This is a genomic window from uncultured Devosia sp., assembly GCF_913055165.1.
In the GTDB taxonomy this organism is placed as follows: Bacteria; Pseudomonadota; Alphaproteobacteria; order Rhizobiales; family Devosiaceae; genus Devosia.
Genome location: NZ_CAJXJS010000001.1, coordinates 169469 through 194436 on the forward strand (window position 1 = coordinate 169469; position 24968 = coordinate 194436).

Below are 24968 nucleotides of genomic sequence, written 5' to 3' on the forward strand. Positions count from 1 at the left end.
ACCGGCGGGCGCGACAAATCAACAATGGGAAGCAGGCGCGGCGTTTCCTTGAAACGCTGACTTGCTTTGGGAGGAATGCGCAGATGAGCGCCAGGCGCCTGGGTATCGGCTTTATCGGTACCGGCAATATTTCGTCGGCCTATTTGAAGGCCATTCTGGGCAAGGACGGTTTGCCGGGCTTCGGCGTGCTCGACGTCAAGGCGCTCTCGGACATGCGGCCCGAAGCCGCCCAGGCCCGCGCCGATGAATTCGGCCTCAAGGCGATGAGTGTCGATGACATGCTCGCCGATCCCGGCATCGATCTGGTGGTCAACCTGACCATCCCGCGGGCCCATGTCGAAGTCGGCCTCAAATGCCTGGCCGCGGGCAAGCATGTCTATTCCGAAAAGCCGCTCGGCATCACCTTCGCCGAAGGCCGGAAGCTGCTCGACGCCGCCAATGCGGCGGGCCTCCGCATCGGCTCGGCACCCGATACATTCCTCGGCGGCGCCCATCAGCAGGCCCGCGCCGTGGTCGATAGCGGCGTACTGGGGCAATTGGTTGGCGGCACCGCCTTCATGCAGAGCCCCGGCCACGAAAGCTGGCATCCCGACCCGGCCTTTTACTATGACCTGGGCGGTGGCCCCATGCTCGACATGGGCCCCTATTACATCACCGACCTGGTCAATCTGCTTGGGCCCGTGGCAAAGGTCTCGGCCATGTCCTCGCGCCTGCGGACCGAACGCACCATCACCTCCGAGCCCAAAAAGGGCCAGACCATGCCGGTGCATATCGACACCCATGTCACCGGCGCGCTCGGCTTTGCCAATGGCGCCATCGTACAGATCGCCATGAGCTTCGATGTCGCCGCCCACAAGCACGTCCCGCTCGAGCTCTATGGCACCGAGCAGACCCTGATCGTGCCCGATCCGAACCACTTCGGCGGCACGGTGGAGCTGCGCAGGCGCGGCCGCGACCAGGACTGGGCCGAAGTCAAGCTTGAGGCCCCCTTTGCGGACGGCAATTACCGCTCGCTCGGGGTCGCCGACATGGCCGCCGCCATTCTTGACAACCGGCCGCACCGCGCCAATGGCGATCTGGCCCTGCATGTGCTCGAGGTGATGGAAGCCTTCGAGATCGCCGCGCGCGACGGCCGCACTGTCGATATCAAGACACCCGTCGAACGGCCCGCCCCGCTTGCCGAAAGCCTCAGGGGCGGAGCCCTATAGGCGCCGCGCCAGCAGGCACCCGACCCCCATTCCCTCCCCCTTGTGGGGAGGGTCGTAAAGCTGGACGCACCGTGTCCTGGCGCAGCTAGGGTGGGGGGCGGACGTCTTGCCTACCAATACCAGCCCAGCTCACCGGCTGCGTCGGCATCAAAATACAGCGTCACCAGCGCATCATCGGCGGGGTTGGTTTCCCCGTCGATATACTGGCGTTGCAGCAGGGTCACCGTCTCTGCGGCCTTGTCCTGATGCTGATAGAGATAGTCGAAACAGTCATCGTCATCCTCCACGCTGACGATGCTGTAGATCTCCTCCTTCAGCGCTGCCAGCGCGCGACCTTCAATGGCCGTGCCATCGGTCCTCTCGTAACCGCGGACTGTGGGCACCCAGTCATTGCCGGTCTCGCAGATATAGCGATCCTCTTTGAAGACGCCGCGGTCGACAAAGGAGATGTCGACCTCTTCGCTCCAGGGGTTGGAAATCTCATAGATTGCCCCGGTTTCGCTCACCGCCAGATAGATATCGGACCAGGCGCAATTGCCGTCCTGCAGCCGGTAGCACCAGCGCTCCGCGCCCATCATCAGCACGGCCACATCGCTGATCGGTATCAGCTTGCCCGCCTTCATGCGGTCGATCACCGCCTGGCTGCCCGCGTCCTGTGCCGCTGCCGGGCCAGTCAGGCCGGCGCACAGGGCAATGAGTAAAGCTGCAAGGCGCATGGCGATCCTCCCAAGATCAAGGTCTTCACTCTAAGCTGGCAAGCGGGGCAAAGATAACCCCCCTTGACAGGCGCTCTATATGTAACAATAAAAGTTACATGAAACGATCAAGCCGCCTTTCCATCGCCTTGCACGCCCTGGTGCACCTCCACGCCCAGCCCGGCAAGCAGCTCAGCTCGGCCGCATTGGCCACTTGCCTGATGACCAATCCCGTCGTCGTGCGCCGCATTCTGGGCGAATTGCGCGAGGCGGCGATAGTCGATGCCAGCAAGGGGCCCAATGGCGGCTGGACGCTCAGCCGTCCGGCCACCGAAATCACCCTGCGCGATGTCTATGCCGCTCTTGGTGAGCGGATGCTGGTGCGCACCGAAAGCGATCCGGGCGACGTCACCTGCGCCATTGTTCGGTCGGTCGATCGGGTCATGCACGATTTTCTCGATGATGCCGAGGCCCTCTTGGCCGCCCGCCTGCAGCGGGTGCGCCTGAGCGACCTGGCCACCGACGCGCTCCATGCGGGGTTCCCCCGCCTGGACTGACATTACCAACCCCAGAGCGGGCCTCAGGCGCTGCCAGGCCGTGGCAGCGAACGGTTCTGCTCGCCCAGAAAAGGACCTGAAACATGCAGGATGTCATCATCATCGGCGGCAGCTTTGCCGGCCTCACCGCCGCCATGCAACTGGGCCGCGCCCGCCGCAAGGTCACCGTGCTCGACACCGGCCTCAACCGCAATCGCTACGCCGAACACGCCCACAATATCTTCGGCCATGACGGCATCCCGCCGGGCGAATTGCTCGCCACAGCCCGCCACCAGGTCCAGCACTATCCAACGGTGCAACTGGTCGGCGCCAGGGCCCAGCTCGTCACCGGCGAGCCCGATGATTTCCGCGTCACCACCGCCGATGGTGAAACCATTGCCGGCCGCCGCCTGATCCTGAGTTATGGCATTGTCGATGAAATGCCCGACATTCCCGGTTTTGCCCAATGCTGGGGCAAAACGGTCATCCACTGCCCCTTCTGCCACGGCTATGAAGTGGCCGGAAAACGCTGGGGCCTGCTCTATTCCTCGCCCATGTCGCTGCATGGTCCCACGCTCTACGCCAACTGGACCGACGACATCACCCTGATCCTGGATGGTCACGACATCCCCGAGGAGGAGCGCCACAAGCTCGAAAAGCGCGGCGTCAGGATCACAAATGGCAAGCTCACCAGCATCACCCATGACCAGGGCCTAGTGCGCGGGGTCACGCTTGAAGACGGCACCGAAATCGGTCTCGATGCGCTTTATGCCCATCCGCGCAATCGCCCCTCGGCCGATCTGCATGCCCAGCTTGGCCTCGACATGAAAGACACCCCGACCGGCACCATGATCGCCATTGGCGATATGCAGGCCGCCTCCCGCCCCGGCATCTTCGCCGCCGGCGACCTCGTCACCGGCATGCACTCGGTCACCTTCGCAAGCAACACCGGCTCGCTGGCGGCCATGGGCGCACTGCAGTCGATGATGGCGTGAGGGCGCCGACGCACCCCCACCCAACCTCCCCCTGAAGAAGGGGGAGGAGCGCATCGAGTTCATCCTCGGTCTGGCGGCGATCACCGGCAGACCCCTCCCCCTTCTTCAGGGGGAGGTTGGGTGGGGGTGCGAACCCTTACCGCAACCAGCCCTGCGGTCGCGGATGCAGCTCCATCTGCCCGCCGGCAGTGGCCTCGTCGATCGCCGCAATCTCCTCATCGTTGAGATCGAGATTGTTCAGCACGCCCAGATTGTCTTTGAGCTGTTCGAGCGTCCGCACCCCAATCAGCGCCGAGGTCATTTCCTTGCGCCGCAGCACCCAGCTCAGCGCCAGTTGCACCATGGACTGGCCGCGCGCCTTGGCAATCTCGCCCACCTTGTCGACCGCTTCGAGCACCCGCGGCTCGATATGGCTGGCGCGCAAGGTGCCGTTTGGATTGTCGCCCCGCGCGCCTTCGGTTTGCCCGCGATTATACTTGCCCGAAAGCACCCCCTGCGCCAGCGGCGAAAAGGCGATGACGCCGATCCCCAACTCGCCGCAGGCATCAATCGTGTGATCGTTCTCGATCCAGCGATTGATCATTGAATAGCTCGGCTGGTGGATAGTGGTCGCCACCCCCATTTCTTTCAGGATCCGATGCGCTTCGCGCGTCTGCTGTTCCGGGTAGGACGAGATGCCGACATAAAGCGCCTTGCCTGATTTGACCGCATGGGCCAGCGCGCCCATGGTTTCTTCGAGCGGCGTGTCGGGATCGAAGCGGTGCGAATAGAAAATGTCGACATAGTCGAGCCCCATGCGCTTGAGCGACTGGTCGAGGCTCGCCAGCAGGTACTTGCGGCTCCCCCATTCGCCATAGGGTCCCGGCCACATATTGTAGCCTGCCTTGGTCGAAATGATCATCTCGTCGCGATAGGGCCGGAAGTCGCGGGCCATCACCTGCCCGAACAGCTCTTCGGACGATCCTGCCGGCGGCCCGTAATTATTGGCCAGGTCGAAATGGGTCACGCCTTGGTCGAAGGCATAGCCCAGAATTTCCATGGCGCTGGGATAGTCCCGCGTGCCGCCGAAATTCTGCCATAGCCCCAGGCTCACCACCGGCAGCTTCAGCCCCGATATGCCCGAACGGCGGTATTGCATGGTGTCATAGCGCGCCGGATCGGCCCGATAGGTCATGGTGTCTCTCCCAATTTTGTGGCAGCGGCCGCCCCGTGACGCCGGGCGCGGCCGGTGGTATGAGCGGCGCCATGAACGCGCCCGGCTCGAAATCCATGTCCAGTTTGCCCCAGACCCCTCATCCATACAAGGTGATGGCCATCTATAAATTCGCAGCTCTGCCCGATGCCGAAGCGCTGAAAGGCCCATTGGCCGAATTCTGCTGTGGCCGCAATATCAAGGGCACGCTGATCCTCGCCCCCGAAGGCATCAACGGCACCGTCGCCGGCACGCCTGAGGCCATCGACGCGCTGGCCAATTATCTCTTCGCCTCCGGTCCCTTCGGCACCCGGCTTGCCGGCGCCGAGGTGAAATATTCATTTGCCGACACAGCCCCCTTCCTGCGCATGAAAGTGCGCCTGAAGCCCGAAATCGTCACCCTGCGCGCGCCCCAGGTCGATCCCAGCCGTCAGGTCGGCACCTATGTCGAACCCGAGGATTGGAACGCGCTGATCGAGCGCAATGACGTGGTGCTGGTCGATACCCGCAATGACTATGAAGTGGGTCTGGGGACCTTTCAGCGCGCCCTCGATCCGCACACTTCGAGCTTTGTCGAATTCAAGGACTATGTCGAAAAGCACCTCGATCCGAAAAAGGATAAGAAGGTCGCCATGTTCTGCACCGGCGGCATCCGCTGCGAAAAAGCCTCGTCATACTTGTTGAGCCAGGGCTTTGAGGAGGTCTTTCATCTCAAGGGCGGGATTTTGAAATATCTCGAAGTGGTGCCCGAGGCGCAAAGCCGGTTTTCCGGCGAATGCTTCGTGTTCGATGAGCGTGTCTCGGTCGGCCACGGGCTCGAACTGGGCAATGCCACCCTCTGCCGCGCCTGTCGCCATCCATTGACCGAGGCTGACCGGCGCCACGCCGATTTCCACGAAGGCATCTCCTGCCCCTATTGCGCCGGTGACACCGCCAAGCATCAGGCCGCCGCCGAGCGCCAGCGCCAGATGGACCTGGCCCGGCAACGCGGTCTCTCGCATATGGGCGACGCCGCCCTCACCGACGCCGAACGCCGCCGCCAGCAGAAAAAAGCGCAGGCCGAGCGGGCGCGGCAAATCAATAAGGACTAAGCTGCCCGCGGTGCGATAGCTTGCAAGTCCGCGCCGATTTCGCGCCGTTTCTTCATCAGGTCAAACTCTGCCTGCAGTGACAGGAAAAATCCTTCCGACAGGCCGAAGTACCGCGCGAGCCGAAGATCTGTGTCCGCACTGACACTGCGCTCACCCAAGACGATTTCGTTTATGCGCCGGGGAGGTACGTGGATGGCGCGGGCCAAAGCATTCTGGCTCAACCCCATCGGCTTCAGGAAGTCCTCGAGCAGGATTTCTCCCGGATGCGGATTGGGCAGCACCTCTTCAATGGTAGTCGACAATTGCGACATCGCGCGGTCCTCCTTCTTCCCAAACAAAACAGATCCGCCATTGGTCATTGATGCGAACGCTCCATTGTCCAGCGCGTTTGCCTTTGAGACTCTCCAACCGATTTCCCGGCGGCACGCGAAGATCGCTTATGGTCCGGGCCGCATGCAGCAGACGCAGTTTGCGCAGGGCGATGGCCTGAATATCACCGGGCAGTTTGCGGCTGTGCCGCCCCTGCCAGATACGCTCCGTTTCGCCATCTGAAAAGCTTTGGATCACGGGCTGAATATAACGCCCTGCGTTACATAACGCAATGCGTTATGAGCAAATCGACGCATCGACATTGTCTATCTGAGCAGCGATGTTCAGTGCAGAAGTTCAATTCGCATAAGCCTTTCCAATGGATCTCGATCAGCTTCGCACCTTCGACCGCATCGTCCGTGACCAGTCCTTCACCCGGGCAGCGGCCTATCTCAACATCACCCAGGCCACCGCCTCCATGCGCATCCGCGCCCTTGAAAACCTGCTTGGCGTGTCGCTTTTTGTCCGTGGCCGCACCGTCACGTTGACCGATCAGGGCATGACCTTTCTGCCCTTTGCCCGTCGCATCATCGGCACGGCCCAGGAAGGGCGCGAGGCGCTGCGCCGGGTCGAGCGTGGCCGGGTCTCGATCGGCTCGCTGCGCACCCTGGTCTCGCCCCTGATCACCGAAAGCCTCATCCGCTTTCAGGCGCAATACCCGTCTGTCGACGTGGTGGTGCGCGAAGGTCGTCAGGCCCAGATCGCTGCCATGCTGCATGAGCGCGAAGTGGAAATGGGGATTCTGTGCTGGCCCAATATCGATCCGCTGGTGGTCGATCTTGAGCCGCTTATCATCATGCGCGAGCGCGTGCCGCTGGTGGTTTCCCCCGAAGTGGCGGCCAGGCTCTCGGGCCAGCCCACCATCGATGAGGTGCTGACGCTGGTGCCCCGCGTCATTGCCCTGCGCTGGTGGCAGGCTGATCCGGAGCGTGCCGCGGCCCTGGTCCGGCTGGCCCGGACCAGCGTCGAGTTGCCCACCGGTCCCGCACGGCGCCTGGCAATGAAAGGCGAGGGGCTGGGTTTCTTCGTCAATTCAGCCGTGGAAGAGGATGTGCGCGCCGGTCGCCTGGTGGAAATCTCACCGCTCGAGTTCGAGCCGCTGCACCGCGACACCGCCATGGTGGTGCGCAATCCCGCCGTGCTTGACCGCCCCATGCTGGCCGACTTTGTCCGCGAAATCGCCCAGGAATGCGCTCGCGTCGGCGAAATCATCGATGACCGGCTGCACCTGTTTCAGACCGGAAAGCCCGCCGCCCGCACGGCGGCGAGGTAGGTCCGGCTCACCGGCACGATGCTGCCATCGTCCAGCTCCAGCGCCGGCCGGCCATTCTGGCGCGTGCTGCGCCTGACCGCGTCGAGCGCCACCCAATGGCTGCGATGCACCTGCAATCCGGCGACCGGTGCGGTTTCCCTGATGGCGTCGGAGAGCCGCATCAGGATCAGGCTGCTGCCCTTGTCGGTCGTCACCTCGACATAGTGATCTGCAACCGAAATGCGTCTTATTGGACCTCGTTGCGGACGCGGCAACCGCTCCAGCAGGGCTGGTGGGACATGTGCCGGGTCCGTTCGGGCGGGCCGCTCCAGCACCGCGCTGACCAGCGTCACCGCTGCCGATATCAGCGCGCAATAGATGCCCAGCGTGACAAGGTCGAAGCCGGTCCCGCCCGGCCCGAACACGACAATGTTGACCAGCGCCACGATGGCCGCCAGCAATGGCCCGGGCAGGGCTCCGGCCAGCAGCGCCGCAGCATATTTGTTGAGCCGCGGCCGCAGCAGCCGTTCGACGAAGCCGACCAGCAATGTTCCGGCAAAGGCGGTGCTCAAGACGATTACACCCCAATAGGCCAGGCGTGGGGCGACATCGAGCCGCTGATATGTGCCGAACGGTCCCACCAGTCCCACGATCAGCGCGATCGCGGCCAGTACGGTCCAGAACCGGGCATCGCGCGACAACCCCTGCAGTTCACGAAGCGTGGATTGCCATGGGCTGTTATTCACGAATGAGACCTGCGATTGGGGCACTTGCTGTTGTCGCGGCCAATCTAGCCAAGCATCGAGGTGAGGCAAAGTCTTTACCCTCACCAATATGGCGCTGTTCGATGTCTCTTTCGCCCCTGCTGCAGTCTGACCTTGTCATCCAGATCCATGCCTTCGCCGCCATCGCGGCCACCCTGCTCGGCGCCCTCGTCCTCTGGCGCCGCAAGGGCACCGCCCTGCACAAGGCGATGGGGCGGGTCTGGGTGCTGCTGATGTTCATCACCGCCACCTCGGCCCTGTTTATCCACGACATAAGGCTGATCGGGCCGTTCAGCCCCATCCACCTGTTTTCGCTGTTCACCTATTACACGCTCTATGTTGGCCTCAAGGCCATCATCGTGGAGCGCAATGTGGCGCGCCACCGCGCCGAAATGCAGGGGCTCTATATCGGCGCGCTTGTCCTGGCAGGCGCCTTCACTTTCCTGCCCGGCCGGCGCATGCACGCGGTGCTGTTCGGTCCCGAGGCCGGCTGGACCCAGTCGCTGCTGGTCATCGTTCCGGTCCTCGTCGTTTCAGGCCTGGCCTGGTTGCGGATGCGGCAGCGGGCGCAGCGCGCCGTCTAGGCATTGCCGATCAGGATCCCCGCCGCGAATACCAGCGAGCCACCCAGCACCACCTGCATCACCGCCCGCCAGAACGGGGTCTGCATATAGCGGTTCTGGATATAGGCGATGGCCCAGAGCTCGATCAGCACCACGGCAATGGCAACGGCTGTGGCGGTGAAGAAATCTGCGATCAGATAGGGCAGGGCATGCCCCAGTCCGCCCACCGCCGTCATGATGCCCGCCGCCAGCCCGCGCTTGATCGGCGAGCCGCGCCCGGTCAGCTTGCCATCATCGGAAGCGGCCTCGGTGAAGCCCATGGAAATACCCGCGCCCACCGCTGCGGCCAGGCCCACCAGAAACGTCTGGTGCGTGTCCCCGGTGGCAAAGGCCGCGGCGAACACCGGTGCCAGCGTCGACACCGATCCATCCATCAGCCCGGCCAGCCCCGGCTGCACATAGGTCAAGAGGAACTGCCGGTGCTGTTCCTGGCTTTCGCTCTCGCGCCCTTCTGCCCCAAGCACACTGTCATCGATCTGGTCGGCGCGCTTGGCATGGCCCTTTTCGGCCGCCGCCAGATCGCCCAGCAGCTTGCGGATTCCCGCGTCACTCACCTGGTCGGCCGCAGCCAGATAGAACCGATAGGCCCCTTCCTCCATTTCCCACACCTGCTGGCGTGCCTGCTCCAGGGTCAGCGACTTTTGCAGCCACACCGGCTTGCGGCTCAGGAAGCCGCGCACATGCTCGCGCCGGATCGGCACCAGCCGCGTCCCGAAGCGTTCGACATAAAGATCGAGCAGGCGCCGCCGGTGCTCGTCCTCTTCGGCCGCCATGCCTTCGAACAGCGCCGCGCTGCCCGGATAGGTCTCGCCCAGCCGCGTGGCATACTCCGAATAGATGCGTCCATCCTCTTCCTCGGCCGCTACGGCCAGGGAGAGAATTTCGCGCTCTGACAGCGAGGCGAAGTCACGGCGGTTATCGGGCCAGAGACGCAGCATGGCGCCCTCCATAGTTTAGAACCATTCCAGACTATGTTTAGAATGTTTCTAAACTAGAGGCAACTGCCATTTGCGCTGCGACAATGTGCAGGGCCCGCTCCCCGCCATTGCTCTTGAGCAGGCCGGAGGTACGGGCTATCGAGTGAGCCGTGAACAGCAGGACCCACAGCTCAGCGCAGATCATGCTCCGCGAAACCGGCATCGCCGTCGCGGTGCTGGCCATCTATGTGCTCACGCTGCTGCTGCCGCTGCATCAGGCCGCGGGCCTGCAGCGCGATCTCAACGCCATCGGTTTCTCAACCCTGGATTCCTGGTCGGTCTGTCAGCCATTGGCGCAGGACGGCAATGGCGACCCGCATGAGGCCGCCGCGCTCAATTGCCCGGCCACCGGTGTCTCCAAGCATCAGCTCGCCACCTTGCCCCCGCCGGCACCGGCCCTTGCGCCCCCGGCTGCGACCGAAATCATTCGCTTCGCCCAGGCCCCCAGTCCACACCGGTCCCTGCTGCCCGATCATGTCGGGCAATCCCGCGCGCCGCCTGTCACGGTCTGATTTCAAGCCTTCCCGGCAGGTCTCCTGCCGGTATCAGACCATTTCTTTGACTGGAGACGAACCCATGATCGGTTCTTTCGCGCGCGCCAGCCTGGCCGCCGCCACCCTCATCACCCTGGCCGCCCCGGCTGTTGCCCACTCGACCCTCGAGGTTCAGCAGGCCAATCTCGGCGCCAGCTACAAGGCCGTGCTCCGCATTCCCCATGGATGCGGCACCGAAGCCACCCATACCGTCCGCGTGCTGATCCCCGAGGGCTTTTTTGGCGTCAAGCCCATGCCCAAGGCGGGCTGGACTCTTGATACCGTTACCGGGCCCTATCAGAACACCTATGTGAACCACGGCACCGAAATGTCCGAAGGTGTCACCGAGATCGTCTGGTCAGAGGGCAATCTGCCCAACGAATTCTATGACGAATTTGTCTTCCGCGGCACCTTTGCCGATACGCTCGAAGAAGGCCCCTTCTACTTCCCGACCATCCAGGAATGCGCCAATGGCGAGGAGGCCTGGACCGATGTGAGCGGAAGCGGCGACATGCCCGCGCCCAGCCTCACCCTGGTCGCCGGCGGCATGGACGAACACGCCCATCATGGGGCCATGGCCGCACCTGCCGAAACGAGCATTGGCGATCTGACCATTTCGGGCGCCTTTACCCGCGCGACCCTGCCCAACGCCCCGGTCGCCGGTGGCTTTCTGACCCTGACCAATACCGGCGCCCAGGACGATACTTTGATCGCGGTGGAAACCCCGGTGGCCAAGGAAGGGCAGATTCATGAAATGGCCATGGAGGGCGATGTGATGAAGATGCGTCAGCTCCCCGACGGTCTGGTCCTTCCTGCTGGTGAGACCGTGGTGCTTGAACCCGGTGGCTATCACCTGATGTTCATGGGGCTCACCGATCCGATCGCCGAGGGCGATGCCGTGCCGGTCACGCTGACCTTCGAAAAAGCCGGCACCATCACGCTGGACCTGATCGCAGCCGGCTCCGCCGCTGACGCCCCGGCAGAAGACCATTCTGCCCATATGGGACACTGACCCATGGCCCTGTCCCATATCCGCACCGTGCTCTGGACCCTGGTGGCCGTCGCTGCCCTGGGGGCCACCGGGCTTTATGTTTACACCACCATGACACGTCCGGCCCAGGCGGTCGCCCTGGGGCAGGGCGACTATGAACTGGTGACCGCGACCGGCGCGGCGTTCAATCGCGACAGCCTCAAGGGTAGTCCGTCCATGCTGTTCTTCGGTTTCACCCATTGTCCCGAGGTCTGCCCCACCTCGCTGGCCGAAATGGCCAGCTGGTACGAGGCATTGGGCGACGAGGCAGACGATCTCAACGCCTTTTTCGTCACCGTCGATCCTGAGCGGGATACGGCGGAAGTCATTGGCGACTATGTGAGCTGGACCGGCCGTGTCACCGGCGTCACCGGATCCCCGGAAGAGATCGCCAAGGCGGCCCAGTCCTGGGCCGTCTATGCCGAAAAAGTGCCGCTTGAAGGTGGCGACTACACCATGGACCACACCGCCTCGGTGTTCCTGGTCAATGCTGAGGGCGAGTTCGAGGGCACCATTGCCTATCGCGAAGACAGCGACACCGCGCTCGCCAAGCTCCGGCGCCTGCTCGAAGGCTGAACCACGCGGGCAGATCGGCATCGCGCCGGTCTGCCCGGTCGTGAGCGCCCAGGCGGATCAGCCCCCCATGAACCGCGCCATGCGGAACGGGTGGATATCGATTGCGGTTTCTTCCCCGGTCATCGCCTGCGCCAGCAATTCGCCGGTGGCCGGTCCCAGCGTAAAGCCGTGATGGGCGTGACCGATACCCACGAACAAACCCTGATGCCTGGGGGCCTTCGAAATGATCGGCATCATGTCCGGCGTGCAGGGGCGTGCGCCCTTCCAGGGTTGCGGGTCGAGCCGCTCGCCCAGCGGGAACAATTCCCGCGCCGCGGCCTCTGCCTTGCCAAGCTGGATCGGGGTTGGCGCGGCGTCGCGCTCGGCAAATTCGGCCCCGGTGGTAATGCGGATGCCCTTGGCCATCGGCGCCATGGCATAGCCGACTTCCGGGTCGAGCAGCAAATGGTTGAGCGCTGCGCCGTCGGCGCTGCCATAATGCATGTGATAGCCGCGCTTGACGAACAGCGGCAGCCGATAGCCCAGCCTGTCCAGCACATCGGGCGCCCACGGGCCCAGGGCAATCACCGCCTGCTTGGCAGATAGCTGTCGGCCCGCAATCTCGGCCTGCCAGCCCTCGGAAACCTGGTTCAGACCTGTTGCTGCACCGCGGACAAACGTGCCCCCCAGTTTCTCGAACAGATTGAAATAGGCGGTCACCAAGGCCCCCGGATCGCGCACCGTCCACGGGTCGGTCCAGTGAATGGCGCCGGCAAGGCCGCCGGTCAGGCTGGGCTCTGCCTTTTGCAGTGCCGGCCAGTCCAGCACCTCATAGCCGATCCCGAACTGGTCATGATCGCCCTGCGCCTTGCGTGCTTCCTTCTCCAGTTTTTCCGGGCTGCGGAAAGCCAGATGCCAGCCATAGCGCGAAATCAGGCTTTCGGCCTCCGGGCCGCAGGCGTCGATCAGGTCAGCATGGGTGATGATCGAGCGCCCGATCAGCGGCGCATAGCTTTGCACCACCTTGCGATAATGCTCGGGCGAGGATTCCCACCAATAGCGCAACAGCGGCGGCGCCAGCCGGGGCAGCGCCAGCGGCTCATAGCGGGCCGCAGTCGAAAGATGCAGCCCCACCTGCAGCAGGGTTTGCAGGTCGCGCGGAAACGGATGCGGCCGCACCCCCTCGCGCTGGATGATCCCCGCATTGCCAAAGCTGGTCTCGTGCCCCGGCTCACTTCTGTCGACCAGGGTCACGCTGCGCCCGCGCCGCAGCAGGTGAATGCCGGTGGCAATGCCGACAATGCCGGCGCCAAGAATGAGTACGTCGTCCATGCCGATCCCCCGATCCAGTCACTATCGGATCAGCCTATCAGAACACCTGCGCAACAAAGCGTCCATATCGGCCGGCGCATGGCAATTTTGCGCAAGATTATCCGGCACAATGCAAGGCATGCGCGAATTTATTTGGAGAATGGCGCCAGTGTCGCCGTGTTCGGTACATTCTGGTGCACATAGCCCAGCACGCTCGCGGGCACTTCCGTGGCCAGCCAGTCACGGAAAAAGCCCAGCTTCTTGGGCTCCCGCCGCCCCTTGGCCGTTGCCAGGAAATAGCCGCGCTTGCCCGCTGCCGGCAGATCAAACGGGCGGATCAGCCGCCCATCGCTCACCGCATCGGCGGTCATCATGTCGGCGGCCAGCAAGATGCCCTGCCCGGAAATCGCCGCATCAAAGGCCAGCGAGGCATCCGAATAGACCGGGCCACTAAGCGGCATGGCCGGGTCCAGCCCCGCTGTTTTCAGCCAGGCCGGCCAGTCGAGCATGCTGGTCTGGTCGGCAATCACCGGCACATGCGCCAGGTCCGCCGGGTTTTTCACCCGGTCGCGGATCAGGGGGGAACAGACCGGCTGGTATTCCTGTCCGCCGATCAGGCTCACATTGACCCCCGGCCAGGTTCCGTCGCCATAGCGGATGCCGCAATCGATATCGGGCCGGCTCAGGTCCAGCATTGCCCCGGTCACTGTCAGCCGCACTTCCAGGCCCGGATAGAGCGCGGAGAATTTGTTGACCCGCCAGATCAGCCAGCGCGAGGCAAACACGCTCCCCACCGTCACGTTGAGCACGCCCTCATGCGCGCCCGTCAGGCTCGCCAGGCCATCCTGCAATTGGGTGAAGCCGCCAGTCAGTTGCGGCAAGACCTGCATGAGGGCTGGCAGCGGTTTGATGCCCTGCGGCGTGCGCGCGAACAATTCCATGCCCAGCCGGTCCTCGGCCCGTCGCAGATGCTGGCTGACCGCGCCAATGGTCACGCCCAGCTCCTCGGCCGCCGGCGCCAGCGCCCCGCGACGGGCGACAATTTCGATGGCGCGCAGTGCATTGAGCGGAATGGGGAAGGGGTTTGTCATATAGATTTTCTATATCGGCGTGCAGGCCTTGTCCATTGCAGGTGCAGCTCTGCGGGCGCATCATGAGCTCATAGCAAATCCCTCATCACTTCCGGAGACAGAAAATGTCACTCCTGACCCGCCTTCTGGCGTGGTTCGGCAAGTTCGTGCCGTCACGCCCCCGCACACCCCATCCCGACAGCATGCCCCTGCATGACTGGGCCGATCTGCCGCCGCATCATCCCAACTGCGATCCGTGCTGATCACTCGCAGATCTGCGCTGTGCAGTTCTGTCCGTGGCACCCCAGGTCCAGGTGGAAATGATCCTCATGCTCGGCATTGGCCTCGGGGCCAAGCACCGTGGTGAACCGCCCGCAAGCCGCCCCATGCGCCTGCCGCAACAGCCGCCCCGCCGGTGCCGCCGCCGGCAGCCAGTCCGCCTCCACGGCAATGCTCTGGCCATTTTCCAGCGTGAACCCCACCACGTCGAGCGCATTGGCAAAGCCATGTTCGGAGACGAACCCGTCCTGCGCGCCATTACGGTTGCGGCACATCAATGAGGTGCCGGTGGTGACGCCCGCCAGCGGACTGTCGAGCGCTGCGCCGGCATAAATATCCACCGCGCCCACCCAGTCGGCAATCGCCCCGGCCATCTGGCAATTGGTGGTGACCGGCGCAGTAAACCCGATCTCCCGCCCATTGACCCGCACGCCGGTCATCGACAGCGGCGAGCGCACCCCGCAAATCCCTTCGGCCACCGGATCGAGCATCTCCCCGATCACCCGGCCCTCCAGCAGCGCCGGACAGGCCGTCTGGTACACCCGTTCCGGCTCCGGCTCCGCGCGGGCAACCGGCACAGCGCTTTTCGCCTCGGCATCATCCACCTCTGGCGCGGAATCTTCCTCTACCGCAGTCTGCCCTGCCGGTCGCGGGCGGGGCATCGGTGGCGCATCATCCGCCTCGGCGTCTTCCTCCGCTGCGGGCCGTTCATCACGCGGCGTCGGGGTCACCGGCGCGACCGGCTCAATCGGCGCCTCCCGAACAGTGGCCGGCGCCACCCGCTCGGGCAGCACATCCTCCACGAAACGCTCGAAATCCTGCAACAAATCCTGCCCCGCAGCCGGGGTGGTCGCGATAAGCAGGGCGGCGATGGCAGTCTGGGTGAACCTGTGCATGGCTCTTCAACGCGCCATCCGCCCTCCCGTTGCCGCAAAACCCCGGTTAACCCCCGCTAAACCATCTTTCTCGGCTCCCGCGCTTCTGCTACAGCCACGGCTATGACCACGCCGCTCAAGAACATTCGCAATTTCTCCATCGTCGCCCATATCGACCATGGCAAATCCACCCTGGCCGATCGTCTGATCCAGATGACGGGCGGGCTCGACCTGCGCGAGATGAAGGCCCAGGTGCTCGATTCGATGGATATCGAGCGCGAGCGCGGCATCACCATCAAGGCGCAGACCGTGCGTCTCAAATACAAGGCCGAAGATGGCGAGGATTACATCCTCAACCTCATCGACACCCCCGGCCATGTCGACTTCGCCTATGAAGTCTCCCGGTCGATGGCCGCCGTCGAAGGCTCCCTGCTCGTGGTCGATGCCAGCCAGGGCGTCGAGGCGCAGACCTTGGCCAATGTCTATCACGCCATCGACGCCAATCACGAAATCGTCCCGGTGCTCAACAAGGTCGATCTGCCCGCCGCCGATGTCGAGCGCGTCAAGACCCAGATCGAGGACGTCATCGGCATCGACGCGTCCGACGCGCTGGAAATTTCGGCCAAGACAGGCCTGGGCATGGAAACCGTGCTCGAAGCCATCGTCAAGCGCCTCCCCGCCCCCAAGGGCGAGCTCAATGCGCCCCTGAAGGCCCTGCTGGTCGATAGCTGGTACGACACCTATCTGGGCGTGGTTGTCCTCGTCCGCATCATCGATGGGGTGATGAAGAAGGGCCAGAAGATCCGCATGATGGCCTCTGGCGCCGTTTACGAGCTGGACCGCGTCGCCGTCACCACCCCCAAGCTGGTCGAGGTCAAGGAGCTGACCCCGGGCGAGCTGGGCGTCTTCACCGCCTCGATCAAGGAAGTGGCCGACACCAATGTCGGCGACACCATCACCGAAGACAAGAAACCCACCGAAAAGGCGCTGCCCGGCTTCCGCCCGGCCCAGCCGGTGGTGTTCTGCGGCCTCTTCCCGGTCGATGCTTCGGACTTTGACGAGCTGCGCGCCGCCATGGGCAAGCTGCGCCTGAACGACGCCAGCTTCTCCTTCGAGATGGAAACCAGCGCCGCCCTCGGCTTCGGCTTCCGCTGCGGTTTTTTGGGGCTCTTGCATCTCGAAATCATCCAGGAGCGCCTCTCCAGAGAATTCGATCTCGATCTCATCGCCACCGCCCCCTCCGTGGTCTACGAGGTCGAAATGACCAATGGCGAGACGCAATATCTGCACAATCCCGCCGACCTGCCCGATGTGATGAAGATCGCCGAAATCCGCGAACCCTGGATCAAGGCGACCATTCTCACCCCCGACGAATATCTCGGCGCGATCCTCAAGCTCTGCCAGGACCGCCGCGGCATCCAGACCAATCTGAGCTATGTCGGCCAGCGCGCCATGGTCGAATATGAACTGCCGCTCAACGAGGTGGTGTTCGATTTCTACGATCGCCTGAAGTCGATCTCAAAAGGCTATGCCAGCTTCGACTATCAGCTCGCCGAACACCGCGCCGGCGACCTGGTCAAGCTCTCGATCCTGGTCAATGCCGAGCCGGTCGATGCCCTCTCCATGCTGGTGCACCGCACTGTCGCTGAGTCACGTGGCCGCGTCATGTGCGAAAAGCTCAAGGAGCTGATCCCCCCGCATCTGTTCGTCATCCCGATCCAGGCCGCCATTGGCGGCAAGATCATCGCCCGCGAAACCGTCCGCGCCATGCGCAAGGACGTGACGGCCAAGTGCTACGGCGGCGACGCCACGCGCAAACGTAAGCTGCTGGAAAAGCAGAAGGCGGGCAAAAAGAGAATGCGCCAGTTTGGTAGTGTGGAAATCCCACAAGAGGCATTCATCAAAGCCCTCAAGATGGGCGACGACTAAGAACGATCACCCCGTCACCTCTCTCGTGCGAGATTCAAACGGGGCATCGTTGCAAAGCCGCCTCCCTTGTTCAGGGTAGGGTGCCAGACAACTCCGTTCGCTATTCTCCGGCCGCCCTGCCAATCCGGGCGACGTCGAACCAGGGAGAATTACGCGTGGCACCATCGCAAGGCTGGACGGATTTTCTCGCGCCCGGCGAAAAACTCCTTTGGCAGGGCCGCCCTGCGCCGGGGGTCCGGCTGGGAGATTTCCTCACCGCCCGCCTGCCCTTTGGCCTGGTCTTCACCGCCTTTGCCGTGTTTTGGATCATGGCGACCTCGGCCATGACGCAGAACGCGAGCATGGGTTTTGAGTTCTTCCCCCTGTTCGGCATTCCCTTCGTGCTGTTGGGCCTTCATCAGGTCATTGGCGCGCCCCTCTGGGATGCCTATGAGCGCACCCATAGCTGGTACGCAATGTCCGACCAAGCCGCCTTCATCGCCACCGAACTGTTCGGCCGGCGCGCCCTCAAGCGCATTCCCCTGGCCGACATGAATGCGCTCGAGCTTGAAGACGGTGTTGAAGGCACGGTCTGGTTCAAGCGCGAAACCCAGCTCCACACCAGCACCACCCGCACGAAAAACGGCCTGCCCCGGCACCGCACCTATACCTCCCAGACGCGCACCGGCTTCAAGCGCATCGCCGACGCCCGCCAGGTCTACGGCCTCATCGCCCGCCAGCTCAGCCGCCAGAGCCAGACGGCGTCCTGAGCCGGGGCAGGGCAAGCGCGCGGGGCTTCGCTCCGGCCCGCAGGGCAAAATCGCTCCAGTGGAGCAATTTTTGGCAGCTAGGCCCGGAGTGCTCTATGCACGCAGGGTGAGAGCCAACGCGCAGCGCCGGGTGAGGGGGCCTTATCTGATGCGCCCGACCCAAACAGGCACAATCCTTCCTTCACCTCCCCCTTGATGGGGGGTAGCGCCGCTCGGCCCGAAGGGCCCTGGAAAAGCTAGGTGGGGGTGATTTCTCGACACCGCACAGCCCAACGCCCCCGCCCTTCGATTCCGCTGCGCGGCACCTCAGGATGAGGGCTCCAAAACATCCAGCTATTTCCAGCACGATTTCCCACGGGCCTCATGGTGAGGTGCGCAGCGCCAGCGGAGCCTCGCACCACGAGGGCGGGTGTCCCAAAACCCTCAACAGGCTCAATGTCATCCCTCCCCCTGAAGAAGGGGGAAGAGCCCGCCGGTGCCTGCCGCGTGAGCCCTGCGAAGCAAGTGGGATCAGGTGCATTCAATGGAAATTGGGAACGCAGACATCTCCCGGCTATGCCGGATCGACATTCTCAAGGAAGTACGATTTCGCCACCGTCAGCCTGTTAAAAAATTCTTCATGTTTTTGATTGGCCTCCCTGAGGGCATTTGCGATCTCGGTTATTTTTTCGTCTGAATTGCCGGGGATCCAGAGCCTCGCGATGTCCTGTGGGTATATTTCTACCTGCCCGCTCGAGCCGTTTATGTATCTGTATATCTGTCGCTGCCCTTCGTCCGACAGCAAGTAGGATGCAGAGTACCATGCAAGTTTCGGGTCACGAAATCTTACTATGGATATGTGTCCGTCAACTAGGGCAGGAAACGATTTATCATATACCGCAATTCGGCCAATCGTCCCGTCCCCAGTGGAGTTGATCAGTAGATCATTTTCTATAATTCCGGCCTTTTCGGCATTCTTTAGGTAGAAAGAGCGCTCAACAGATCGGGCAAGATCCAGGTCAACGTAGCCACTTCGAATGCAATTGGACTTTAAGGCACAGATGTTCCGGCTCCCACCATTTGAGTCTAGGCGCGCACCGCTTCGGTTCATCATTCCTTCGTAGTCAAGGCTCTCTGGGTCGGAGTCATCGTCAGCATACGAGGGCTGGCGCCCGCGTCCAATAGCCCTCGCAACAACGTTGATGTCGCCAAGTTGAAATGCGCCTAAATGACTTTCTGCCCGCTCGACCGCTCCAGCATAGCGCTCCTGGTGAAACTCGGGTTCCAAAATATGGTTATGCAGTTGTAGTTCGTCATGCGCGCCTGGTAGGTCAAGTTTGGTCGCCGCAAAAGCCCTAAGCGTTACCATCGGCATTATGCCCACTCCACATTTGCCTTAATAAACTCACTAATTTCAGGGAGGTCTGAGGCGATAACTCCCTCAGCGTTTCTTACGAGCCGCCCCGACCTATCCTTGCCCGATTGAGTTGTTTGGGCAAAGACGATGTCTGGATCGGCCTCAGCAAGTGCTATGTCATCAAGTTTTTGCGGACGTTTCTGAACGAACAAAACGCATGTCTTCGTATTGGTGTAAGGTTTAAACATATCTCCCGTTAACCCCACCACAGCAACAATTCGGCAGTGAGTTATTATGTGACGTCTGATGTTTTCATCGTTATAATTTTTCAGAACACCGCGAGGAAGAACTATAGCCATTCTTCCGTTCGGGTTTAGAAGGCTAATACAACGTTCTATGAACAATTTGTCCCTTGAGACTTGAGAGAGCCTCTTCCTCTTGTTTCCTTTTATTTTGTAGGCGATTTCGTACTTCGAAAGAGTATCTTCGGCTTTTATGTCCCCCGCAAACGGTGGATTCGTTGCTATGATGTCGAACCCGCGAGGCTTGCGCTCCTTGCCGGCGCCCACCATAAACTTCGCTTGGGTAGCTTGATCCCAGTAGTTCTCGTTTAGTCCGTCAGCAACCGCAATATTTGAGCGACCGTCGCCCCAAATCAGCATGTATGCTTTAGCTACTTTGGCAAGTGTCCGGTCGTAATCCATCCCAAATACGTAAGTTGATGCATAATCTTTCTGGTTCTCTAGTATTTCAGATTGGTCGTCCCGATCAGAAGCGATGTCCTTGAATACCTTGTCCATCGTGTAGATAAGAAATCCGCCGCTACCGCAGGCGGGGTCAAAAATTGACTCGTTATCCCTGGGATTCAGCACGTCGATGCACATTTGAACCACGTGTCGCGGCGTAAAGTACTGGCCTTTGTCCCCCTTCATCCCAGGATTGATCATAACTTCAAATGCAGCTCCCAATGCGTCTGCGTCCGAGCGCAAAAGGTAAGCCTTCTGGAGTGCGGATACACAGTACGCTAGGGTTTCGTCCCCAAGGTTAAGAGCATCACTTGCCTCAAATACGCCTGCCCAATGGTTCTTCGCAGAATCAAAGAGAGACACAATGCGGGTTCTAGCGTCTGCGGCACTTTCAAACGCGCCGACACGAAATTGGGCCCGAGACTGATCATTTTTGAGATTTCTTCGCTCATCGTAGAGCTTTGAAAATACCAGCTTAAAAATCTCATCGAACGCGTCGGCACCCTCATGGGCCTTTATAAAGTCTTCACATTCGCGGAACAATGAGAGAAAATCTTGTACAGGTTCAAGTTCGGCCCGAGTTATCGGTGAGTCAACGTCCGAAATTTTCTCGGATTTTCTCGGAATATTTCGCAACTCGCGCCAAGTTGCTTCTTCGGAATGTTCATTTGGTTCGAGGCGCAGCAAGTAAACGTGGGGAGGTGTGCCGTTACTCCAGAGCCCAATCCGGCAACCAGTTGCGTTCATGTAGACCTGAAGTTGTTCTATACCGTCTTTTCGGTTCGGCTTTCTAACCTCAACGAAGATCCTGGGAGTCTTCTTCTTATTGTCAGTATATATGACGATGTCAGCAGCTTTCTTGGCTTCCCCAGACCCCACGGATACGGGCACTTCTATCGCCATTTGATCAAAGGGGTAACCATACTCAACATGTAGTCTGTAAAGCCACCATTGCCGCACCAGTTCCTCGGGCTTTCCGGTGACTTTGTAAGGCTTTCTACGAACTGGGCAGAAAATATAGGCGTCATCGCCTACTTCATAGATGGTAGGTATGTCGGAAGCTGTGGAAGGTCGCTCTTCCGTCGCGATCTTATCAAAATGCATTGTAGATACCCTTTTTTGCTACGCATAGTGTAAGGCAGGGGTTCAGTCCATTGGCGGTCAGACGAACTAGCAAGCCCCTATAAACTTCTCCCCGCCCCTCCACCCCCGCTTACCCTCTCCTGTCATCCACCCCCCTTCCGACAGGAGCAATCCGTGTTCAAAAATCCCCCCATCGCCTCTGGCCCGGCCGAACCCGCGCAGAAACCGCCCGTCGCGCGCCGGAACGGCCCACCACCCTCGCTGAGCCTTGCCGGCCGCCACGAAACCCTGGTTATTCGCCTCACCGCGCTGCACAAGGATGTCACGACCCTCGCCACGCGGCGCGGGCGGCAGGAACTGTCCGAAACCGTGCGCATCTTGGCCGAAGGGCTGATGGCTGATTGCGCGCCGTTTCGTGAGCCCCGCGACCGACTGCCGGTGGCGGCGCCCGATCTGGCCGGGCTCTGCGTGCAGCTCGGCCAGGTGCTGGCGCAATTGGAAAATTACGAGCGCTGCCACACCTTCTGGAATGCGGGCGAAAACTGCTGGAGCTGGCGGCTCGATGGGGCCACCACGCCGGTCAAGCGGTTGAAGCCGCAATTGACGCAGACAAGCGCGGCGGCGCAGGGCAATTCCGGCCTGCGGGACAAATTCACACGCATGATTCTGGTCAATCGCAACCAGGCCTATGAGCGTGGCTTTGAAGCCGGGCGCGCCGCGCGCATCGGCCCGCCCGTGCCCCCGGGCTTTGCCGAGCCCGACGCCTCGGCAAAAAATAATCCCCGCCTGGCAGACCTGGATTAACCTAGCGCCATCTCCCCGCACGGGCAGTCAGCATGCGACTGAAGCAAGGGGAGAGCCGGTCGCGGGTGTGCGCATCGCCCGCGGGTTGGATGCGCGCCACCCTGCGACGAGCGATCAATGGGGACGACAAATCCAATAGAAATCCGGCTCCGGAGACAGGTTTCGTCTCATAAAAAATATCCGAGACGCAATCTGTCTCCGGATCTGCCTGACGTGCCGTCAGGCAAAATCTCTCCAGTGGAGAGATTTTAGGAAGGCAGGCCATGAGAGCTACGCTCGAATGGCGATGCTGCAGCAAAAACCATCCGAACCGTGTTCGGATGGCCATCTCCGCACGCCCCCACATTTCTTCCCCGTCCCCTGCATCCATCCCCGCTGCGTCTGCGTATCTCCTTACAAGCACAATACAGGAGCCCAACGCAGTGGCGAGCAACGAAAAAATCTGGATCATCGGCGGATCGAGCGGCATTGGCGAGGCCATGGCCAAGGCCTATGCGGCGCGCGGCGCCCTGGTGGTGATCTCGGGTCGCAACCAGGACGCGCTCGATGCCGCGCTCACCCGCATCGGCCCCGGCCATCACGCCGTCGTCGCCGACGCCATCGACCGGAACAGCCTGGTTGAGGCCGCCAGCCAGCACGGCCCGTTCGACCGCATCGTCTCCACCGCCGCCATCTACAATCCCGGCGCGCTCTCCAAGGCCGATCCGGACGAGGCGGCAAAAGTGTTCGAAGTCAATCTGACCGGCACCTTCAACGTGGCGCAGATCGGCGCGCAGCATATCCGCTATGGCGGCCAATTGGTGCTGTTCGGCTCGGCCGCCGCCATTTTCGGCCTGCCCAATGGACAGGTCTATTCAGCCACCAAGGCCGGCATCGTCAACCTGGCCCAGTCGCTGCGCAGCGAACTCTGGCCGCAGGTCGATGTACGACTGGTCACCCCCGGCTTTGTCCGCACCCCGCTCACTGACAAGAATGATTTCGCCATGCCGGGCCTGATGGAGCCGGCCGAGGCCGCCGACCGCATCCTCAAGGGGCTCGACGGCAAGGGGTTTGAAACCGCCTTTCCCCGCCGCCTGATCTGGCCGCTCAAACTCCTCGGCGTGTTGCCGCACTGGCTGGCATTTGCCATCACCGCGCGGATGCGGGGCTAAGTCGTGAGTTTCGCGACCCAATATCCGGCCAGGGCCGAAATGCCCGACAGGAAGCCGCCCCAGGCCAGGTCGATCAGGCTGATCTGCAGGCTCCAGCCTTTCAGGGTGGAGAGGTTCGTCATGTCATAGGTGCCATAGGCCAACAGCCCCAGCGCCACCCCGGCCAGCAGCGCCCAGACCCAGCTTCCGGCATTGAGCGCGGGCAGAATGGCAAAGCCGACAAGCCCGGCGACATAAAACAGGTAGAACAGCGCCGCCGGCACCAGGTTCGGCTGCTCAAGCAAGAGATCACCGATCTCGGCCCGGTAAAAACCGATGCCCAATACGGTGAGCCAGAGGAAGTCGATACCGAAGAACACCAGCGCCGTACCGCCATAGGCAGCCAGCACGGTCAGCAGTGAAAAGCCGAACATATCCCCTCCTCAGATTCCCAGAATAGGCTGCACCAGGCGCACAAGACGGCTGGAGAATTTCAGCGGTGCATCGGTAATGGCCAGGCAGATGCAATCTTCGTGCTCATCGGCCACCGGCTGATGGGTCAGCGAGCCATCGGCATCCTCGATGTCGCCGGGGCCGAAGCGGTCGACCTCGTCGTGGAAGCTGCCTTTGAGCACCACTGTCAGCTCGCGCCCGCCATGACTGTGCTCCGGCACCGGCTTGCCAGCGGCAATGCACAGCAGCCGGGCTTGCGTGGTCGGGTCGCCGGTCTTGATCAGCACCTGCTTGGCATTGCCCAGATTGCGCCATTTGATGGTCTCGAGGTCACCGCCCAGATAGCTGCGCAGCGGCTCGGGGATAGTGGCGCTGGCGGGCCGCGCAACCGGCGCCGCCTTGTCCTGTGGCGCTGCAGCCAGCCGGGTCTTCAAGGCCTCCCAGCTATCGGCAGGCCCCTCGACTGGCGCGAGCTCTTCAAGCAGCGCGCCGCCAGTGGCTTCGGCCAGCGCCAGTTGGTCGCGGCATTGCGGGCACATGGCCAGGTGGCAGGCAACAGCAAGCGACCACCCTTCGGAAAGTGTGCCAGCGGCATAGTCGAGAAGCAGGTCGTCGTTGAGATGGTGATGAATGGTCATTTCAATTCCTCCAGCGCCGCGCGAAGGCGTCCGAAGGCCAGTCTGATGCGTGATTTCACGGTTCCAATCGGAAGCCCGGTGCGGGCGGCGATGGTGCTGTGCGAGTCTTCGTCGAAAAAGGAGAGGCGGATCAGCTCCACCTGTTCTTGCGGCAGGGTCTTGAGCGCCTCATGCAGCGCCGCGCCACTCTGCTTTTGTTCCAGCAGGTCCGGCGCGTCGGGTTCGGCCGGCGGCACCAGTGCCGGATCGTCTGGATCAAAGGCCGGTCGTTTCTGCTTGCGCCAGGCATCGATCCAGATATTGCGGGCGATGGTGAAGATCCAGGCCGAAGCCTGGCCGCGTTCCGGATCGAATTGCCCAGCCTTGCGCCAGATCGCCAGCATGGTCTCCTGCATCAGGTCCTCGGCGGCCTGGCCGTCGCGGGTCAGTTTGAGCAGATAGGCGCGTACGCGCGGGCTGAAATCCTTGAACAATGCTTCGAAAGCCGCCATGTCCGCGCGGGCAGCGATCGCCACGATTTGTGCGCCGGTCTCGGTTGGTGGTGCGGCGGCGTCTGTCCGGTGCGTCATGCGATTCTGGCCCTGTTCTGGCGCGGGCACGGCAAGGCGGCGGCGCTGTGGTCTGACAGCATCCTCGCATGGTCCGGTAAGTGGGTAAATCGCAAGTGACATGTCCGAAATACGCCAGCCTGCGTCGGATGGATCATGGTGCGATACAAAAAAACGTTCATAGCCCCCTTACGAAA

At 62.1% G+C, this 24968-nt stretch carries 28 protein-coding genes; 14 read left to right on the forward strand and 14 right to left on the reverse strand.

What is annotated here, in order from left to right; all coding sequences use genetic code 11:
* The first annotated feature begins 83 nt into the window (after positions 1 to 83).
* Positions 84 to 1208: a Gfo/Idh/MocA family oxidoreductase gene (locus QZ564_RS00840; RefSeq protein WP_297103344.1), complete on the forward strand. Its 1125-nt coding sequence runs from the start codon at positions 84 to 86 to the stop codon at positions 1206 to 1208.
* Between the two features lie 110 nt (positions 1209 to 1318).
* Here QZ564_RS00840 and QZ564_RS00845 read toward each other — a convergent pair whose 3' ends face one another.
* Entirely contained in the window at positions 1319 to 1924 is a 606-nt protein-coding gene (locus tag QZ564_RS00845) for a hypothetical protein (RefSeq protein WP_297103347.1), read from the reverse strand.
* Positions 1925 to 2022: 98 nt separating this feature from the next.
* Between QZ564_RS00845 and QZ564_RS00850 the strand changes: the two genes are divergently transcribed.
* Together QZ564_RS00850 and QZ564_RS00855 are read left to right on the forward strand one after the other, a co-directional pair.
* Positions 2023 to 2460, forward strand: a complete 438-nt coding sequence (locus QZ564_RS00850; RefSeq protein WP_104892393.1) for an Rrf2 family transcriptional regulator — start codon at positions 2023 to 2025, stop codon at positions 2458 to 2460.
* Between the two features lie 83 nt (positions 2461 to 2543).
* Positions 2544 to 3434, forward strand: a complete 891-nt coding sequence (locus QZ564_RS00855) for an NAD(P)/FAD-dependent oxidoreductase (protein WP_297103353.1) — start codon at positions 2544 to 2546, stop codon at positions 3432 to 3434.
* A 136-nt stretch (positions 3435 to 3570) separates the two neighbouring features.
* Here the strand turns inward: QZ564_RS00855 and QZ564_RS00860 are convergent, their stop codons facing one another.
* Positions 3571 to 4608: an aldo/keto reductase gene (locus tag QZ564_RS00860; RefSeq protein ID WP_297103356.1), complete on the reverse strand. Its 1038-nt coding sequence runs from the start codon at positions 4606 to 4608 to the stop codon at positions 3571 to 3573.
* A gap of 71 nt (positions 4609 to 4679) precedes the next feature.
* On the opposite strand from QZ564_RS00860, the gene QZ564_RS00865 reads away from it, so the two are divergent.
* A complete protein-coding gene (locus tag QZ564_RS00865) occupies positions 4680 to 5717 on the forward strand; it encodes a rhodanese-related sulfurtransferase (protein ID WP_297103359.1) in 1038 nt (345 codons plus the stop codon).
* Here QZ564_RS00865 and QZ564_RS00870 read toward each other — a convergent pair.
* Positions 5714 to 6028 carry a HigA family addiction module antitoxin gene (locus tag QZ564_RS00870; protein ID WP_104892390.1) on the reverse strand — a complete coding sequence of 105 codons (315 nt, stop codon included), beginning with the start codon at positions 6026 to 6028 and terminating at the stop codon, positions 5714 to 5716. The genes QZ564_RS00865 and QZ564_RS00870 overlap by 4 nt on opposite strands.
* Complete coding sequence (locus QZ564_RS00875) at positions 6003 to 6284, reverse strand: type II toxin-antitoxin system RelE/ParE family toxin (RefSeq protein ID WP_297103365.1); 282 nt, start codon at positions 6282 to 6284, stop codon at positions 6003 to 6005. The genes QZ564_RS00870 and QZ564_RS00875 overlap by 26 nt, the downstream gene beginning before the upstream one ends.
* 121 nt (positions 6285 to 6405) lie before the next feature.
* Between QZ564_RS00875 and QZ564_RS00880 the strand changes: the two genes are divergently transcribed.
* A complete protein-coding gene (locus QZ564_RS00880) occupies positions 6406 to 7359 on the forward strand; it encodes a LysR family transcriptional regulator (RefSeq protein ID WP_297103368.1) in 954 nt (317 codons plus the stop codon).
* On the opposite strand, the gene QZ564_RS00885 is transcribed toward QZ564_RS00880, so the two are convergent.
* Complete coding sequence (locus QZ564_RS00885) at positions 7320 to 8084, reverse strand: LytTR family DNA-binding domain-containing protein (protein WP_157955606.1); 765 nt, start codon at positions 8082 to 8084, stop codon at positions 7320 to 7322. The two genes, QZ564_RS00880 and QZ564_RS00885, sit on opposite strands and share 40 nt — an antisense overlap.
* Positions 8085 to 8185: 101 nt before the next feature.
* Between QZ564_RS00885 and QZ564_RS00890 the strand changes: the two genes are divergently transcribed.
* Entirely contained in the window at positions 8186 to 8686 is a 501-nt protein-coding gene (locus QZ564_RS00890) for a DUF2306 domain-containing protein (RefSeq protein ID WP_297103370.1), read from the forward strand.
* On the opposite strand, the gene mbfA is transcribed toward QZ564_RS00890, so the two are convergent.
* Entirely contained in the window at positions 8683 to 9663 is a 981-nt protein-coding gene (gene mbfA / locus QZ564_RS00895; protein ID WP_297103372.1) for an iron exporter MbfA, read from the reverse strand. The two genes, QZ564_RS00890 and mbfA, sit on opposite strands and share 4 nt — an antisense overlap.
* Positions 9664 to 9812: 149 nt before the next feature.
* Here mbfA and QZ564_RS00900 point away from each other — a divergent pair, with 149 nt between their 5' ends.
* From QZ564_RS00900 to QZ564_RS00910, 3 genes are all read left to right on the forward strand, one after another.
* The gene (locus QZ564_RS00900) at positions 9813 to 10214 is read left to right on the forward strand and encodes a hypothetical protein (RefSeq protein WP_297103374.1); all 402 of its coding nucleotides are present in this window, start codon (positions 9813 to 9815) and stop codon (positions 10212 to 10214) included.
* A 64-nt stretch (positions 10215 to 10278) separates the two neighbouring features.
* Positions 10279 to 11247, forward strand: coding sequence for a copper chaperone PCu(A)C (locus QZ564_RS00905; RefSeq protein WP_297103376.1), 969 nt, complete (start codon positions 10279 to 10281; stop codon positions 11245 to 11247).
* Between the two features lie 3 nt (positions 11248 to 11250).
* The gene (locus tag QZ564_RS00910; RefSeq protein ID WP_297103378.1) at positions 11251 to 11841 is read left to right on the forward strand and encodes an SCO family protein; all 591 of its coding nucleotides are present in this window, start codon (positions 11251 to 11253) and stop codon (positions 11839 to 11841) included.
* A gap of 57 nt (positions 11842 to 11898) precedes the next feature.
* On the opposite strand, the gene QZ564_RS00915 is transcribed toward QZ564_RS00910, so the two are convergent.
* Positions 11899 to 13152, reverse strand: coding sequence for an FAD-binding oxidoreductase (locus QZ564_RS00915; RefSeq protein ID WP_297103379.1), 1254 nt, complete (start codon positions 13150 to 13152; stop codon positions 11899 to 11901).
* A gap of 128 nt (positions 13153 to 13280) precedes the next feature.
* Positions 13281 to 14222, reverse strand: coding sequence for a LysR substrate-binding domain-containing protein (locus QZ564_RS00920; RefSeq protein WP_297103381.1), 942 nt, complete (start codon positions 14220 to 14222; stop codon positions 13281 to 13283).
* A gap of 104 nt (positions 14223 to 14326) precedes the next feature.
* On the opposite strand from QZ564_RS00920, the gene QZ564_RS00925 reads away from it, so the two are divergent.
* The gene (locus QZ564_RS00925; protein ID WP_157955604.1) at positions 14327 to 14464 is read left to right on the forward strand and encodes a hypothetical protein; all 138 of its coding nucleotides are present in this window, start codon (positions 14327 to 14329) and stop codon (positions 14462 to 14464) included.
* On the opposite strand, the gene QZ564_RS00930 is transcribed toward QZ564_RS00925, so the two are convergent.
* Complete coding sequence (locus QZ564_RS00930; protein WP_297103384.1) at positions 14465 to 15376, reverse strand: extensin family protein; 912 nt, start codon at positions 15374 to 15376, stop codon at positions 14465 to 14467. It abuts the gene before it with no gap.
* A 102-nt stretch (positions 15377 to 15478) separates the two neighbouring features.
* Here QZ564_RS00930 and lepA point away from each other — a divergent pair, with 102 nt between their 5' ends.
* Positions 15479 to 17284 (forward strand): translation elongation factor 4, encoded by a 1806-nt coding sequence (gene lepA / locus QZ564_RS00935; protein WP_297103386.1) that lies wholly within the window; start codon positions 15479 to 15481, stop codon positions 17282 to 17284.
* Positions 17285 to 17439: 155 nt separating this feature from the next.
* Positions 17440 to 18033, forward strand: a complete 594-nt coding sequence (locus tag QZ564_RS00940; protein ID WP_297103388.1) for a hypothetical protein — start codon at positions 17440 to 17442, stop codon at positions 18031 to 18033.
* Positions 18034 to 18586: 553 nt separating this feature from the next.
* On the opposite strand, the gene QZ564_RS00945 is transcribed toward QZ564_RS00940, so the two are convergent.
* Both QZ564_RS00945 and QZ564_RS00950 read right to left on the reverse strand, forming a co-directional pair.
* Positions 18587 to 19387 (reverse strand): hypothetical protein, encoded by an 801-nt coding sequence (locus tag QZ564_RS00945; protein ID WP_297103390.1) that lies wholly within the window; start codon positions 19385 to 19387, stop codon positions 18587 to 18589.
* Positions 19387 to 21219, reverse strand: a complete 1833-nt coding sequence (locus tag QZ564_RS00950) for an N-6 DNA methylase (protein WP_297103392.1) — start codon at positions 21217 to 21219, stop codon at positions 19387 to 19389. The genes QZ564_RS00945 and QZ564_RS00950 overlap by 1 nt, the downstream gene beginning before the upstream one ends.
* Positions 21220 to 21372: 153 nt before the next feature.
* On the opposite strand from QZ564_RS00950, the gene QZ564_RS00955 reads away from it, so the two are divergent.
* On the forward strand, positions 21373 to 22002 hold the full coding sequence (locus tag QZ564_RS00955; protein WP_297103393.1) for a hypothetical protein: 630 nt from the start codon (positions 21373 to 21375) through the stop codon (positions 22000 to 22002).
* Between the two features lie 422 nt (positions 22003 to 22424).
* Entirely contained in the window at positions 22425 to 23153 is a 729-nt protein-coding gene (locus QZ564_RS00960) for an SDR family NAD(P)-dependent oxidoreductase (protein WP_297103396.1), read from the forward strand.
* Here QZ564_RS00960 and QZ564_RS00965 read toward each other — a convergent pair.
* The 3 genes from QZ564_RS00965 to QZ564_RS00975 are packed head-to-tail and all read right to left on the reverse strand — an operon-like array spanning position 23150 to position 24792.
* The gene (locus QZ564_RS00965) at positions 23150 to 23566 is read right to left on the reverse strand and encodes a DUF2177 family protein (RefSeq protein WP_297103398.1); all 417 of its coding nucleotides are present in this window, start codon (positions 23564 to 23566) and stop codon (positions 23150 to 23152) included. The two genes, QZ564_RS00960 and QZ564_RS00965, sit on opposite strands and share 4 nt — an antisense overlap.
* Before the next feature lie 9 nt (positions 23567 to 23575).
* A complete protein-coding gene (locus QZ564_RS00970; RefSeq protein WP_297103400.1) occupies positions 23576 to 24223 on the reverse strand; it encodes a ChrR family anti-sigma-E factor in 648 nt (215 codons plus the stop codon).
* Positions 24220 to 24792 carry a sigma-70 family RNA polymerase sigma factor gene (locus QZ564_RS00975; RefSeq protein ID WP_297103402.1) on the reverse strand — a complete coding sequence of 191 codons (573 nt, stop codon included), beginning with the start codon at positions 24790 to 24792 and terminating at the stop codon, positions 24220 to 24222. Before QZ564_RS00975 ends, QZ564_RS00970 begins: the two co-directional genes overlap by 4 nt.
* Between the last annotated feature and the right edge of the window lie 176 nt (positions 24793 to 24968).

Coding starts and splice junctions, on each gene's coding strand:
- QZ564_RS00840 (WP_297103344.1), top strand. CDS start 84: ATGAGCGCCAGGCGCCTGGGTATCGGCTTTATCGGTACCGGCAATATT.
- QZ564_RS00845 (WP_297103347.1), bottom strand. CDS start 1,924: ATGCGCCTTGCAGCTTTACTCATTGCCCTGTGCGCCGGCCTGACTGGC.
- QZ564_RS00850 (WP_104892393.1), top strand. CDS start 2,023: ATGAAACGATCAAGCCGCCTTTCCATCGCCTTGCACGCCCTGGTGCAC.
- QZ564_RS00855 (WP_297103353.1), top strand. CDS start 2,544: ATGCAGGATGTCATCATCATCGGCGGCAGCTTTGCCGGCCTCACCGCC.
- QZ564_RS00860 (WP_297103356.1), bottom strand. CDS start 4,608: ATGACCTATCGGGCCGATCCGGCGCGCTATGACACCATGCAATACCGC.
- QZ564_RS00865 (WP_297103359.1), top strand. CDS start 4,680: ATGAACGCGCCCGGCTCGAAATCCATGTCCAGTTTGCCCCAGACCCCT.
- QZ564_RS00870 (WP_104892390.1), bottom strand. CDS start 6,028: ATGTCGCAATTGTCGACTACCATTGAAGAGGTGCTGCCCAATCCGCAT.
- QZ564_RS00880 (WP_297103368.1), top strand. CDS start 6,406: ATGGATCTCGATCAGCTTCGCACCTTCGACCGCATCGTCCGTGACCAG.
- QZ564_RS00890 (WP_297103370.1), top strand. CDS start 8,186: ATGTCTCTTTCGCCCCTGCTGCAGTCTGACCTTGTCATCCAGATCCAT.
- mbfA (WP_297103372.1), bottom strand. CDS start 9,663: ATGCTGCGTCTCTGGCCCGATAACCGCCGTGACTTCGCCTCGCTGTCA.
- QZ564_RS00905 (WP_297103376.1), top strand. CDS start 10,279: ATGATCGGTTCTTTCGCGCGCGCCAGCCTGGCCGCCGCCACCCTCATC.
- QZ564_RS00910 (WP_297103378.1), top strand. CDS start 11,251: ATGGCCCTGTCCCATATCCGCACCGTGCTCTGGACCCTGGTGGCCGTC.
- QZ564_RS00915 (WP_297103379.1), bottom strand. CDS start 13,152: ATGGACGACGTACTCATTCTTGGCGCCGGCATTGTCGGCATTGCCACC.
- QZ564_RS00920 (WP_297103381.1), bottom strand. CDS start 14,222: ATGACAAACCCCTTCCCCATTCCGCTCAATGCACTGCGCGCCATCGAA.
- QZ564_RS00925 (WP_157955604.1), top strand. CDS start 14,327: ATGTCACTCCTGACCCGCCTTCTGGCGTGGTTCGGCAAGTTCGTGCCG.
- QZ564_RS00930 (WP_297103384.1), bottom strand. CDS start 15,376: ATGCACAGGTTCACCCAGACTGCCATCGCCGCCCTGCTTATCGCGACC.
- lepA (WP_297103386.1), top strand. CDS start 15,479: ATGACCACGCCGCTCAAGAACATTCGCAATTTCTCCATCGTCGCCCAT.
- QZ564_RS00945 (WP_297103390.1), bottom strand. CDS start 19,387: ATGCCGATGGTAACGCTTAGGGCTTTTGCGGCGACCAAACTTGACCTA.
- QZ564_RS00950 (WP_297103392.1), bottom strand. CDS start 21,219: ATGCATTTTGATAAGATCGCGACGGAAGAGCGACCTTCCACAGCTTCC.
- QZ564_RS00965 (WP_297103398.1), bottom strand. CDS start 23,566: ATGTTCGGCTTTTCACTGCTGACCGTGCTGGCTGCCTATGGCGGTACG.
- QZ564_RS00970 (WP_297103400.1), bottom strand. CDS start 24,223: ATGACCATTCATCACCATCTCAACGACGACCTGCTTCTCGACTATGCC.
- QZ564_RS00975 (WP_297103402.1), bottom strand. CDS start 24,792: ATGACGCACCGGACAGACGCCGCCGCACCACCAACCGAGACCGGCGCA.